The sequence below is a fragment of the Paenibacillus diazotrophicus genome, assembly GCF_042610465.1.
In genome coordinates this window covers 165,875-179,055 of record NZ_JBGJZN010000001.1, presented here as the reverse complement: position 1 = coordinate 179,055, position 13,181 = coordinate 165,875, and the positions used below count along the sequence as shown (strand labels likewise).

General features: G+C 46.5%; 12 protein-coding genes. 1 reads left to right on the top strand and 11 read right to left on the bottom strand.

Annotation, left to right across the window (positions count from 1 at the left end):
- Positions 1-29: 29 nt before the first annotated feature.
- Positions 30-665: an immunity protein Imm33 domain-containing protein gene (locus ACAN54_RS00750; RefSeq protein ID WP_379151066.1), complete on the bottom strand. Its 636-nt coding sequence runs from the start codon at positions 663-665 to the stop codon at positions 30-32.
- Positions 666-857: 192 nt separating this feature from the next.
- Between ACAN54_RS00750 and ACAN54_RS00745 the strand changes: the two genes are divergently transcribed.
- Positions 858-1,682: a lipase family protein gene (locus ACAN54_RS00745; RefSeq protein ID WP_379151063.1), complete on the top strand. Its 825-nt coding sequence runs from the start codon at positions 858-860 to the stop codon at positions 1,680-1,682.
- A 78-nt stretch (positions 1,683-1,760) separates the two neighbouring features.
- Here the strand turns inward: ACAN54_RS00745 and ACAN54_RS00740 are convergent, their stop codons facing one another.
- The 10 genes from ACAN54_RS00740 to ACAN54_RS00695 form a co-directional block, all read right to left on the bottom strand.
- Complete coding sequence (locus ACAN54_RS00740) at positions 1,761-2,633, bottom strand: alpha/beta hydrolase (protein WP_379151060.1); 873 nt, start codon at positions 2,631-2,633, stop codon at positions 1,761-1,763.
- A gap of 359 nt (positions 2,634-2,992) precedes the next feature.
- Positions 2,993-3,382 carry an immunity 22 family protein gene (locus ACAN54_RS00735; RefSeq protein WP_379151057.1) on the bottom strand — a complete coding sequence of 130 codons (390 nt, stop codon included), beginning with the start codon at positions 3,380-3,382 and terminating at the stop codon, positions 2,993-2,995.
- A gap of 12 nt (positions 3,383-3,394) precedes the next feature.
- Positions 3,395-4,078 (bottom strand): hypothetical protein, encoded by a 684-nt coding sequence (locus ACAN54_RS00730; protein WP_379151054.1) that lies wholly within the window; start codon positions 4,076-4,078, stop codon positions 3,395-3,397.
- 237 nt (positions 4,079-4,315) lie between these two features.
- Positions 4,316-4,696 (bottom strand): 1,4-dihydroxy-6-naphthoate synthase, encoded by a 381-nt coding sequence (locus ACAN54_RS00725; RefSeq protein ID WP_379151051.1) that lies wholly within the window; start codon positions 4,694-4,696, stop codon positions 4,316-4,318.
- A gap of 13 nt (positions 4,697-4,709) precedes the next feature.
- Complete coding sequence (locus ACAN54_RS00720; RefSeq protein ID WP_379151048.1) at positions 4,710-5,084, bottom strand: nucleotidyltransferase domain-containing protein; 375 nt, start codon at positions 5,082-5,084, stop codon at positions 4,710-4,712.
- Positions 5,085-5,183: 99 nt separating this feature from the next.
- Entirely contained in the window at positions 5,184-5,897 is a 714-nt protein-coding gene (locus tag ACAN54_RS00715; protein ID WP_379151045.1) for a transposase, read from the bottom strand.
- Positions 5,898-6,270: 373 nt separating this feature from the next.
- A complete protein-coding gene (locus ACAN54_RS00710) occupies positions 6,271-6,744 on the bottom strand; it encodes an SMI1/KNR4 family protein (RefSeq protein WP_379151042.1) in 474 nt (157 codons plus the stop codon).
- A gap of 20 nt (positions 6,745-6,764) precedes the next feature.
- Positions 6,765-11,093, bottom strand: coding sequence for an HNH endonuclease (locus ACAN54_RS00705; RefSeq protein WP_379151039.1), 4,329 nt, complete (start codon positions 11,091-11,093; stop codon positions 6,765-6,767).
- Positions 11,094-11,247: 154 nt separating this feature from the next.
- Positions 11,248-12,060, bottom strand: a complete 813-nt coding sequence (locus ACAN54_RS00700) for an ABC transporter permease (RefSeq protein WP_379151036.1) — start codon at positions 12,058-12,060, stop codon at positions 11,248-11,250.
- Complete coding sequence (locus ACAN54_RS00695) at positions 12,057-13,082, bottom strand: ATP-binding cassette domain-containing protein (protein ID WP_379151033.1); 1,026 nt, start codon at positions 13,080-13,082, stop codon at positions 12,057-12,059. Before ACAN54_RS00695 ends, ACAN54_RS00700 begins: the two co-directional genes overlap by 4 nt.
- Between the last annotated feature and the right edge of the window lie 99 nt (positions 13,083-13,181).

Sequence of the window (13,181 nt, the reverse complement as noted above, 5' to 3'; positions counted from 1 at the left end):
CAGCAGTGCATTTCCTTCACGAACCACTATTACATCTGTTTGCCCCTTGCCCAATCCTTAACCTCCACCCATTCGGCATCCTGGCTCTCCCGCTCAAACGCAGTGCCTGTTTCCCGCTTGAACGGCTCCAGTAGACTAGGGTCAAGATCCAGAATATAGTATACATTCATCAGACGAGTGTTATTGGGATTGCTGAGATATTCGCTATCTTCGTCACCGGCAAAAAGACGCCAGCCGCTGTCCTGCTCCCGTTCGGCGGTTTCCCGGTACATCCATAGTACCGCACTTCCAGGTTTAAGACATTTTTTGGAGACAAACGCTACTTTCTCGCCAACCTCTACCCATGACGGGTCTCCTTTACGGAGAATGGTCTGCGCTATATGCCGGGTCTCGAATTCAAGAACATCCCCGGCTTGTAGTGTCTTTAGGCTTAACGGAGCATTAATCAATACTCCTGTATACGTATGGGTAACCGGATCTTGGCCAGTAATCTCAACCCACATCCGCTCTGTGCGAGGGTCTCCATCTGCCGGATTCGTCAATGTAAAATGCAGCCTTACTTTCCTTCCTATACCCTGTGCCCTGCGTTCTTGTTCGGAGGGGATAAAAAAGGATTGCGGGAATAATCGGCTCGTCTCTTCCACGTCTTCAAGGGTCCATTCCAATCTGCATTCCTCCTAAGGTTGTATTTGGGACTACAACCTTATTACCCCATACCTTTTAGACTGATACGTAGGGGAAAACAGCCTTAATCCTTAATTTCAATGGATTTGAACTTCACAGATTAGAAGCTTTTATTCCAGTGACAGGCACCTATCCTATGCTCGAATCATACACAGGTTATAAGGAGAGGCGGGATGCAGGTGAGCAATAATCAGGCTTTTGAAGAACGGGCTATCTTTCTGGCGGCTGTCTGTGGACAGACCTATGTCCAGTTTAATCATTCAGATAGAACGTTCACCGTTCCAGCAGGTTATTCAGTCATTCATATCATTCAAGCGAAATCTTTGGGCCGTGTATGGGAGCCGTTCGGATTCATTATAGAATCTCCGCAAGAGATTATTATTGCCTTCCGTGGAAGCAGTTCAACGGCCAATTGGATTTCTAATGCCAACGCCACGCAAAAAAGGTATAAATTCATCAAGGAAAACTACTGTCTTACACACCGTGGTTTCACTGATATTTATACCTCTGCACGAAGGGAAATCCACTCCGCACTATCCCGGCTGTCATCTGGTAAGATCCTGTATATTACCGGTCACAGCCTTGGAGGAGCGCTGGCCACACTATGTGCCCCCGATGTTGCTGCCAATACAGCCTTTAATACTCCGCGCCTGTATACCTATGGTTCTCCCCGCGTCGGCGATCCGGTCTTCGCAAAGACTTGTTCCAAGTATGTACCGAACAGCTACCGCATTGGCAATCTTTTTGATGCTGCCACTTATGTTCCGCCCTCGATCTTCAAACTGCCCCGCAGCGACAAACGATATTATTACAGCCATGTCCAGACCTTGTACCCCCTTTCTTTTCAAAAAGGGTCCGTCAGTCTCAATCACGCCCTTAGCAGTTATTTCAGAGAACTCTCCAAGCTCCGGCCGGAATTCACTAAGCAGTTGTGCTCTTCAAACCCCGGTTTTTGTCCGGTGGTAGAAGAGCTCCCGCAAGAAACGACTCGAGCTTAGCTGTGCCCTTGAAATGCAAAAGACACTAGCCTACGGGCTAATGTCTCAGATCTTCTACTCCTATGTACGGGTATTTCATTAATGCTTGTTAATAAACCTCTTTACCGCCTCAGCCGCCGCCACAGGAAACTGCATCCAGACATAAGCATGAAGGGAGTTCTCGATATGCTCGATTTCATAGATATCCACTAGACTGGCGAATGCATGCATACAGCTTCTAATTTTCTCATCTGCCCACTCTTCTTCGCTCGGTAAGAAAAGAACCGGACACTTCAACTTGCTGTAATAGTGCTCAAATTTCACATCCAAGTATTTTTGAACATATTCGATTTTAACCCGATTTAAAAAACACTCCGTAAAGTTTCCATTTGGCAGCTGCTGCAGATTATTATTAATAAAAGCTGAGAAGTATTCGTTCCACAATCCGTGTTCCTCGAATTCCATCCGTTCTTTTTCCACATAGGCTGCTCTAGTGGTAAATTCACGTTCTTTCCCCTCTGCCAACCGGGCCCGCTGGGCTTCCTTCTTCTGCTTAATTTCTTCTTCTGACCCCTTAAATAGACCATATTCGCCAAACTCATTATACAAGGCACCCTCACAGATAAATGACTGAACGAGCTCTGGATGTGACGCAGCCAGACTCAGCCCCACCTCAGCCCCCATTGAACTGCCAACGATATGGCAACGTTTAACATTTAGATGCTGAAGTAGTAGAAACATATCATTTGCCATATCATCTATATGATAGCCTGTTTCGGGTTTATCTGATTTGCCGTGCCCCCGGCAGTCCGGAGCAATGATACTGTATTCCTGCTCAAACTGCGGGATGATGCCATCCCACATGTTCAAATTCCCGCCGCTAAAGTGGAGAAAAAGAACGGCTTCCTTATGATCTAAAGCGTATTTCACATTGATCCCTATGTGATTCAGGTTAATTATTTCTTCCAGCAAGTTATTCCCTCCGATATTCAGCAGATTCGATATTTAAAAGACTTTGCCTAATTGTAATTGGTTTTTTACAAATTCTGCAGTACTTTTCCGCATAACGCACTGAAGTCCATATTGAGCCCTTTCCGTCTACAACGGTTGAAGTTCACTGTAAGAAAACGAAGATAACAAAAAACAGGTCAATCATGGTGGTATCTGACCATAATCGACCTGTTTAATGTAACGGATTAGCGTTATTTAGGGTATAAAGCTAAAGCATTGACGTGCGTACAAATGAAATGGTGAAATCTTTATACGGGTATTACATGGGTTATATGGGTTATTGGTTAGATGATGGGTTCATTCGGCACTGGGTAGCCCCTTTATTGGTATTCCACCGTACCTAAGTATCTCAGATAATTGGATTGAATTGTAGCTTCAACAATCTCCCCAGTATACTTAAAGTTATAAAGTAAAATTACTGCATTAATATCTTTTGGCAATTTTTCATGCACTAGTAGTGTATTAAATTTCGGGATAATTTCATCATCATAAGAGAATCCTTCAAGTAATTGATTTAGGTCATTACTTACTTCTTCATAATATTCTGCTTCTCTTACCGCATCATCATATCTGCGAACCTCAAAGTGCTTAGCAAATATGGATGGAATAAAGTCTCCTTCATCGGAATAAGAGACTGTAAGTAATCTGTCCAATTCCTCAGAAGATTGAACATTGCCCACCCACAAAGATACGAATCCTTCCAGTTCCATGTTAAGCCTCCCCTATGGTTTTAGTCCATCAGGTAGAGCATCTACCCCACCCTCAAACCTATAATTAGCCCAGTTTTGTAGTCTTCTTCTAAACATATCATAATCAGTAGACGAATCAATTATTTCTAGCAATTCATTATGTGCTTTTGTTGAGCCTTTCCCACCGTGCTTACCAGTGGAATTCACGAACTTGGTCTCACTTATAAGCGTCCTCATTTCAGCAATTTGTTCGCTTGTTACTCCCCATCTTTTGAATACGTCTGCTCTTGATACCAAATGCCACTCATGCAACCCTCCTGGATGTCTGAGTCGGTCTTTTATGGTATCTCTTAGTTTAGGGTCAGCCCACACTTTATCAAATTCATCAGGAGTCAAAGAATTGAACCATTTATTGAACTCACCGTTTTTAACTGATGGAACAGAATCAAGTACATTACCCGTCCCCTCAGCATTCCCCCCGACTTTTTCCAAATAGGGCTCAATCACTGTCAATTCAGGGACTAATGTTTCAAGTTGCTTGCTTTTCACCTGTTCTGTTTTTTCAGATTTGATCTTCTGGTTTTTCTGCTGAAGCTGCTCCGTTGAATTTTCCAGTTTTTTCTTTTCTTCACCTTTCAATTTCTCCGCTACGCAAAGTTGCGAGTCATTTTCAAAAAAACGCAAGAAAACGGAGGTAACAAAAAACAAGTCAATCATAGTGGTATCTAACCATAATCGACCTGCTCGTTGTAACGGAATAGCGTTATTTAGGGTATAAAACTCAAGCAATGATATGTGCGTACAAACCAAATGATAAAATCTTTATACGAGTATTACATGGGTTATATGTGTTATTGGTTGAATGTTGGGTTCATTCGGCATTGGGTAGCCCCTACAAAAAAGAAACCTTGACTAGTGATAAACTAATCAAGGTAAGAAAAGTGATACACAATACTATCTGTTATCGGGATTGTAACCACCCATATTGGGTAACAATTCTTCAAAATCACACGACGCGACTGCCTTATAACCCATTCTCCATAATCCTTCGAGCAAGCGTGACAGTGTAGCGATATATGTTTCTGTACCAACATCCTCATTGGGTTCAATCTCAATTAAATATCTTGAAAACAAAAATCCATCAGGTGATTCGTTTCGTTTGTGTTCGTGAAAATCATCATTTCTTAATAAATCAAGATTACAGATATCATTTGTAATGCTTGATTGTTCTAACACTCCACCAATATTTTCCCTAACTGATGCTAGAACGGCAGTTCTATCAAAATCAGTGTCCAAAAATATTTTGCAAAAAGGGTCAAAATCATCATTTAACATATTCTCACCTCTATCATGGTAATGGTATTTGAGTTCCATTATCGAATGGACCGCCGGACTTGACAATAGAGATATCTACATCCATTCCTAAAGCCTTCTGTAACTCTTGACGCAAACTACGCAATCCTGCTTCCCCGGACTGAATCTTCCCTGTTTCTATTGCATGTTGCATAGTTCTTTCTTTTACCGAACCCGGATTAGGTGTTCCGAACCTTTGGGTAATAAGTTCATCGAACTTCTCAGGAGAAACCCGTACAGCAAAATCAATGTCCGAATCAGGTCTTGCAGTACCATTGGCTCTACTTCCTTGAACAATAATATCATCGCTTATAGAGCCTACTTTTTGTCTTATTATTGATGAAGCATTGTTGAATTGTTCACTGGTCACCCCTTGAGGAATTGTAAGATTTCCCGTCCCCTAAGTTGTAATCTTAAACTTGGGAATGAAAAAGGTGGCAATCGGTTCTTCCAATTACCACCCATTATATCAGCTTGCTTGGCGTTCTGTTAGAGTTGCCGCCCGATACTCTGTCTTGTGCTTCATCATGCTGTAGATGATGTTTACAAGCCTTCTCATGACGCATATCAGGGCTTGCTTCTTGGTCTTGCCTTCGGCTAGCTTCCGTTGGTAGAACTCGTAGAAGACGGGATTCCGTTGCTTCTTGTTGTCACCTTTTGCGACTTGGATTTGCTGAACGGCTAGGTTGTGGAAGATGGCGTTCAGCACCCGATTTCCTTGTCCGCTTGCTTGGTCTTTGCCCTTGCCGCCCGAACTAAAACGGACAGGGGCGATTCCGGCGAAACGTGCTAACTTATCGGCATTAGAGAAGCGGCGAATGTCTCCGATTTCGGCAATCAGTTCCGCCGCTGTAACGGTGCTAATACCATCTAACTTATAGTCCGTCTCGGCTAGCACCTGACGAAGCTGTTCTTCCGTCTGCTTAATCAGTTCTCTGCTCCGCTTCATATCCTGTACCATGTTGACGACAAGGAAGTCTCTTGACGCTTGGTAGCTCCGTTTCGTCTCCCCGTCCTTCTTCACCAGTTCCAAGATTTCCTCTGCTTTACGGGTCGAACAGGTGTTATGGCTAGCTTTACGGAGGTATGTTGCTAGTTCCTCTGCCCCCACCGATTCCAAGTGATATGGAGCAGGGTACTTATCCCAAAAGGCTAGAGCCGCCTTCCCGTCAATATGCGGCATGTTTGACGATAGAGTTCCGTCTAGCCACTAGTTGCGCGATTGTCCATCGAGCCTTGCAAACAGAACCTTCGCAGAAAGCTCCACATGAGCCTTGCTGGCTTTCTAGTCCTTTTCCTTACCATCAAATTGTCCTGTCTGCAATGACTGAAGTTTACAGAAAGAAAGTGAAGACAACAAAAAACAAGTCAATCATGGTGGTATATGACCATAATCGACCTGTTCGATGTGACGAAAAACATTATTTAGTGTATGAAATTAAAGCATCAATATGCGTACAACCAATATAAGGAAATGTTCACATCTATATTATATAGTTTATAGGTGTTCATGTATGAAAGATGGGTTTATTCGGTACTGAGTAACCTTAATTCTTCTAATCAGTTAACATTGATACAAATTCTTCAAAACTATCCGCAACACGATAGCTTACTGGGTCGAATTCTCCAGAATTTGCATGATCCCACACACAAATGTTAGGATTACTTCTTGATTCACGAAAATCTAAGCATAAAAAATCACCAGCAAATAGAACAGCAATTGGTAATAATGCAACTCCTACCAAATCTTCATTATCAATTAGTCTCTCATCAAGCTGAGATTTAGTAGCGTCAATATCAAATATTCCAAATTCATTTTCTGTTGGTTCCTCAAGAATGCATAAAAATCTAGTAATTACATAGCTATGATCATTACAAATAAACGAACGAATTTCTGGAATTCCCCCATTATTTATTTTAATAAATTCTTTATACACTAATGGCAATTCTACTCTCCAAAAATCTTCCTCTTTTGATAACAGTTGATCAGACGGTAACGGATAAATTATTGACTCTTGTTTTATTTGCATACTTAATTCCTCCTTCTTGTTCATCTTGCCGCATCAGCCCACATTCCAGTAGACCTTCCTCCATTGTGAGTTGTAATGTTGTGAATCCCATAAGGAACCAATTGCATTTTCCCTGGCACTTCAGAATGGTGCCATGTATACGTTCCGTTTTCCACCAGTTTCCTTATGTCTTTCGGAAGATTATTATTCAACCAATCAAACTGCTCTGTATCACCTTTTTTCCACAAATCTTTTGGGAGCTCGTCAGTATGCACTACTACCCCAGGACTTTCAAAATCAGCAAACCCATAACGCATGCCATCTACATTTTTCACTTCAATTTTAGGTATGAGATTTAATTCCTCGGCTTTACTTTTTATCAACTTTCTTTGCTTAGCGGTTAGACTATCTCCTCCAACAATACTTTTCTCCCAAGACCACCCTTTAATGTTTATTACATCAACATAATGCTTAGCATAGTCATCAAGAACTTCATCAAACGGTTTTCTTCCCGATAAAAATTCGTCAATGTTTTTTACGTGAGGTGCTCTTCTGCTACCATCACTCGTCCCCTCAGCATTCCCCCCGACTTTTTCCAAATAGGGCTCAATCACTGTCAATTCAGGGACTAATGTTTCAAGTTGCTTGCTTGTCACCTGTTCTGTTTTTTCGGATTGGATCTTCTGGTTTTTCTGCTTCAGCTGTTCTACTGAATTTCCCAGTTTTTTCTTTTCTTCACCTTTCAATTTCTCCGCTATAGTTCTCGATTCCTTTATTACATCCGGGATTTCTTTTTCCTTACTAGCCATCTTCACGACATGACCAGTGCCGCTCTTTTCGACCCAGAGCTTGTGGCTTGCTTTGCCGATTTTGAAGTTGACCAGCAGGCCGGATATGGCATTCTTAAGTTTGCTGGCTCCAGCTACCACGAGGTTAACTCCTGACTTCAACAGCCGCTTGCCGAAAGCTAACAGCCGGGAGTGAATCCCCCCTTTGATGGTTCCGAGGAAATCACCGGAGGCTTCATTAGGGGCAGCGCCTGCCTTGCCACCGGCTTTTCGCCCATCTTGTTGGCCTGTGCTGTCTTTGCTTCCTCCACCTGTCGTACCGGACAGATTAGCCAGCAGCTTCGTGCCGTTACCGAAGACATTCACCGTCTGCGATTCGGCATCATCGACAAGGGCCGTCGCTCCTTCTGTAGCTTCGTCGATCATTCCGCCTACCTTTTCCACTGGCGCCTGAAGCGGCTGCAGCAAGCCCTGTACCGGACCGGACTCTGCGATTTTGTTGATCAACTTGTCTGCAAACGGAATATGCTGGCGGATCAATTCAACCAGGGATTGGCCGGAGGCGGCTTCAATTCCTTTGAATACCGCTTTGATGAGTGCTGATGGCGGGTTAGAAATGATAAAATTCAGCACCATATCCACGCCTTTGTTGGCCAAGATCGGCATGAGCTGAGCCGGTTTCCCGAGCAGCTGCACTTTCGCTTTGATCCCGCTGGCAGCCTCGGTTACCTTTTCCCGAATCCCCTTAAAAAAGCCTCCAGCCGCTGCTTTAAGCTTGCCCGCCCCCTCACTCAGCATCCCGGCAGGATTCTGTATGACTTCCAGGGCCTGAACAGCCCCGGCATAAGCGATACTGAACGGGTTAAACCATGATTTATTAGATATATTGATTACCGGTAAAGCCTTGTTGATGGCTCCTGCAACCTTGCCGACGGTCTTTTGCAGAATTTCGAACACGCTCTGAAGGAGCTGCAGGACTTTCATCAGCCCTTTTTCCTGGCCTCCGTTTTTCGGGGCCTTGCCAGCGTCTTTGTCCTTGTCATCGGCTTGGCCCGTCTGCAACGGCTTAAGTTCGCCGAACAGCCCCTTGACCAGAAAACCGCCCATTCCCGCCGGATTCAAGAACTGCTTCACATTCTGCACTTTGAAATTCCGCAATGTGTTAACTACAGTCATAACCGTATTCGCCTGACGCAAAAGCTTAGGAAGTGTCGAAGTCAGCCAAGTGATGATTTGCGCCAGGACACTGCCTCCCCCCGTTGCAAAAGCGGCAGCAATCTCAGCAGCGATCTGTGCAATCTCCAGAAACTTGCCGAAGTTCACTTTAAAATCGCCGTTCAGGAATTTCCCGATTCCCGACAATATTTTGTTATACAGTGACTGGACACCAGCGAACAGCTTATCCACTGTTTTCCCCATGAAATCCAGGGCAGCGCTAACCCCTTTCTTCAGGAGGCTTGCGGCAGCATTGACGGCTTGAACCGCCTTGTTCACTGCACGGTCGATCCAGCCGTTGATCCGCTTGGCAATGCCCGGAAACCGGGCAAATATTTTATTGGCTAACCCCTTCAGCAGCTTCCCGAATCCCTTAATAGCGCTGACTATCAGCTTCCGGCCCTGCTCTATCAGCCCCACTACAGCTTGCTTGGCTTTGTCAAAAATAAATTTGACGGCCTTACGCAACTGGGTGAAGAGGAAGTTCATGCCCTTTTTGATGGCGTCCCCTAATTGCTTTCCCTTTTCTTTGATCCATTCCCAAGGGTTTTTGGCTTTTTTCTTTTCTTGTTCACCTTCTTTTTGTTTCTCATCTGCCTGGGTTTTCGTGTTCTTATATTCCTTCCGGGATTCGGTTTCGGCTTCGGACAGCTTTTGCTTGACCTCGCCTTCCTTCTCATCCTTGATTCCGGTAATTTCCTTGTTCTTCTCTGCTGCTGCTGTGCCCGCTTCACGGTCAAACTCACCGCTGGTAGCTTTGATCTCTTCCTGCCACTGGCTCCGGTATCCTGAGACCTCTGCCTTGGCTGCAGTCTGCTCGCTTCGCTGCTTCTCTGAAGCTTCTGTTTTGAGCCGTTCTACTTCGGCCTTGGTGTCGCTTTTGGCAGCTATGATTCCACTGTCAAAAGGTTCCTTCCCTTTCTGATACTCCCCTTGGCTATTCTCCATATAAGTCTGAAGTGAACTCTCCAGATGAGGGTTGAGGTAACTTGCAACATCTGGGGGGATGACACCGGTTGATCTCAGCTGAAAAGCAGGCGGGGTCACGGGGCGGATGCTGTGCCCGGACTTGAGAATGGCCGCATCCGGCTTGGGCAGAATCCGGTCCTCTCCGAAATCCTGCCGGGTCTGCTCAAGCTCGGAATGCTGCGCAGTCTGTATGTGCTGAGCAGCTTCTGTGCGAAAGCTCTCCACTTGGGAAGGGTCCGCTTCACCTTTCAGTCCAATCTCCGGCGGATTCGCAGCATATTGGCTGGCTTCCGCCATAATTTGGTCAGGATCTGCCTCCTCTGAGCCCTGAGGCAAGCTAGTCATTCTTGGGGAAGGATCTCCGCCTTGTTTCCCGCTCTGAAAAGCTGGCAGCTCGGTTACCCGCACCGGATCTGCCGCTGCCCGCTTCGAGGGATTAGCAGCTTCAATATCTTTGCCGGGGGTGATTCCGGTTGGTGTCGGAATTTCAGGCAACGCCTTCTCAGCCTGCTGTCTTTGCTGCTCCAGCGCTCCTGCCGAGACATTCAATGCTTGAGTATACGCCCCGACGATTTCGGATGGAGCAATGCTGCCGAGCTGCTGAATCACACTGCCAGGATTACCGCCTTTAATATTTACAACAGGTGCTTTGGCAGGTGCCTTTCTGGCTTGCAGCGGCAGGCCAGCGGACAATGGACCTGAGGCAGCAGACTTGGGCGCTGGAAGAGCTGGCTTGGCTTCTGGCTTGGCTTCTGGCTTGGCTTCTGGCTTGGCTTCTGGCTTGGCTGCTGACTTCCCTTCCGGCTTTACTTCCGCTTTACTGCCTGATTTCGCATTTGGCTTAGCCTCCGCCTTCGCCTCAATTCCGTCTGCTGATTCAGCCTCGGTTTTAGACTCCACTTTTCTTTCCCGTTTGGCTTCTACTTTGACCATCTTTGCTTTGTTCTCTGATCTGTTCTCTGGTTTGTTTTCCGCTTCGTATCCAGGTTGAGACGCTTTCCTGGTAGCTTGGAATACCCGGACTGCAGCCGGTTTATCGGACTGAATCGTTGATGTAGACTCTTGAGGTACCGGTGAGCTTGTAGGAGGGACAGTTGAGTTCTGTGATGCTTTCGGGGTTGGATCTGTTACAGGTTTTGCTATTTCCTTGTTCCGCTTGCCTTTATCGAGCAGCATAAGAGCACTGCGGAGTCCAATCACTCCCGTGAGCATATTGAACTCACCGGATGTCACTGTTTCCGGGGCTGTTAATAGACGGTTGGTTAACCGTTTCAGCTCAAGCGGTGTTCGCAGCAGCGGCTTCATCGCTGCTTTGTCGGCAATCGGGGTTTGTGCAGAACTCTTTTTCGTCTCGGCTACCGGCTCTGCCGGCTTGTGAACAGCGATCTTGCTTGGCATAGAGGGTCACTCCCTGAATGTTCATATACTAGTAGTGGTAATTTCAGGGACCTTTTCACAGCCTTATTTGTAAATTTCTCAAAATTAAAAGCCCTATCCCCGAGGATAAGGCTCCATATTGTCTGACTTTTGTCTTCCTAACGCTCCATACGCCTTACGTCCGCCGCATATAAGCACGCACCGTGATCGGTGCGAATATCGCTACGATGACCGCCGCACCGACAAGGGAGAACACGAGATCCGAGCCCACAGTTCCAGAGTTAACGAGTTCACGGACTGCTGTGACAAGATGTGAAATCGGGTTTATTTTGACGAACCACTGAAGCCAGTCCGGCAGCGTATCCACTGGTACAAAAGCATTCGACAGGAACGTAAGCGGGAACAGCACGATCATAGAGATCCCCTGCACACTGGAAGCTGTCCGGGCAATGACTCCAAAGAAGGCAAATATCCAGCTGATAGCCCACGAGCACCCAATCACGAGCAGAGCCGCGATAGCAACATACCCGATACCGCCCTCAGGGCGAAACCCGAGCAGATATCCCATTGCAAAGGTAAGCACCGTTGCGATCGTGTACCGCACAGTGTCTGCAAGCAGCGCTCCGGCCAGCGGGGCAATCCGCGAGATCGGCAGCGATTTGAAGCGGTCAAAGACGCCTTTTTCCATATCCTCACGCAGCTGGACACCGGTAACAATCGAAGTGGTGATTACCGTCTGAACGAGAATGCCGGGGATGATTACCGGTAAATAATTCAGGACATCACCAGAGATCGCTCCGCCAAAAATATAGGTGAACATCAGAGTGAAAATGATCGGCTGCAGCGTGACGTCAAATAACTGCTCAGGGGTGCGTTTAATTTTTAACAGTCCCCGGTATGCCATGGTTAGTGAGTTGCGTACCGACTGTCTGAAGCTGGAATGGTTTTTCAGTTGGCGCTCTGCACCTGGCTTTATGAATGTGTTCATACTGTATGTCCCCCCACTTGATTGGATGTACCTGAAGCGGGAATGGATTTCTCCTCTACCCCATGGCCTGTGATGCTCAAAAAAACCTCATCGAGCGTTGGCTTCTGTACACTCAGCTCCGCGAGTGAAATCCCCGCCTCACGGAGAGCAATCAGCAGATCCGTAACCAGATCGGCATTCGCCATCGGTGCAGTAATAAGCGCCGCTTCCGCTGATATGCTTGTAGGTACCTTCAGCACCCGTTCAACCGTCTGACGCGCAATGCCGTTGTCCTGCGGATTCTGTACCCTTAATTGCAGGGAAGATGTGCCCACGGATGATTTCAGCTCATCTGCCGTTCCCTCCGCGACTACACGGCCATGATCAATAACAGCAATCCGGTCAGCCAATTGATCTGCTTCTTCCAGATATTGTGTGGTCAGAAGTACAGTTGAACCAGACTGAATCAAACGCCGGATCGTATCCCACATCTGATTGCGCGTGCGCGGGTCCAGACCTGTCGTGGGTTCATCCAGGAAAATAAGCGGCGGCTGCGCAATTAGGCTTGCCGCCAGATCGAGCCGCCGGCGCATCCCGCCGGAGAAATTCTTGAGCGGACGTTTGGCCGCTTCCGTCAAACCGAACTCCTCCAGTAGCTCAGCTGCCTTGCGGCGCGCATCAACACGCCCCAGCCCGAGCAGCCGGGAGAATATCACCAGATTCTCGGTTGCACTCAGCGACTCATCCACGGAAGCATATTGTCCTGTTACTCCGATCAGCTGACGCACGATTTGCGGCTCCTTCACCACATCATGCCCAAAAATCCTGGCGGAGCCTCCATCCGGTCTCAGCAGCGTAGCCAACATCCGGATGGCGGTTGTCTTCCCCGCCCCATTCGGTCCCAGCACACCGTATATTGAGCCTGTTGCCACCTGCAGGTTCACGCCATCTACCGCCCGGTTATTTCCAAAAACCTTGACAAGCCCATCCGCTTCGATAGCCAAGTCCCTTCGTGGCGAAGCTGTTTTTTTTATTTGATTCATTTGCCGTTCCTCCTAGTCAACTAATATATTGGGATCATAAATGTCCAGTTTAAACTGAATATAAACTTGATATGTATTCCTCTGGTGCTGCTTCATTAT

Bases quoted from the DNA above. Each gene is read 5' to 3' on its own strand.
- ACAN54_RS00745 (WP_379151063.1), top strand. From the start codon at position 858: ATGCAGGTGAGCAATAATCAGGCTTTTGAAGAACGGGCTATCTTTCTG.
- ACAN54_RS00735 (WP_379151057.1), bottom strand. From the start codon at position 3,382: ATGGAACTGGAAGGATTCGTATCTTTGTGGGTGGGCAATGTTCAATCT.
- ACAN54_RS00730 (WP_379151054.1), bottom strand. From the start codon at position 4,078: ATGATTGACTTGTTTTTTGTTACCTCCGTTTTCTTGCGTTTTTTTGAA.
- ACAN54_RS00725 (WP_379151051.1), bottom strand. From the start codon at position 4,696: ATGTTAAATGATGATTTTGACCCTTTTTGCAAAATATTTTTGGACACT.
- ACAN54_RS00715 (WP_379151045.1), bottom strand. From the start codon at position 5,897: ATGCCGCATATTGACGGGAAGGCGGCTCTAGCCTTTTGGGATAAGTAC.
- ACAN54_RS00710 (WP_379151042.1), bottom strand. From the start codon at position 6,744: ATGCAAATAAAACAAGAGTCAATAATTTATCCGTTACCGTCTGATCAA.
- ACAN54_RS00705 (WP_379151039.1), bottom strand. From the start codon at position 11,093: ATGCCAAGCAAGATCGCTGTTCACAAGCCGGCAGAGCCGGTAGCCGAG.
- ACAN54_RS00700 (WP_379151036.1), bottom strand. From the start codon at position 12,060: ATGAACACATTCATAAAGCCAGGTGCAGAGCGCCAACTGAAAAACCAT.
- ACAN54_RS00695 (WP_379151033.1), bottom strand. From the start codon at position 13,082: ATGAATCAAATAAAAAAAACAGCTTCGCCACGAAGGGACTTGGCTATC.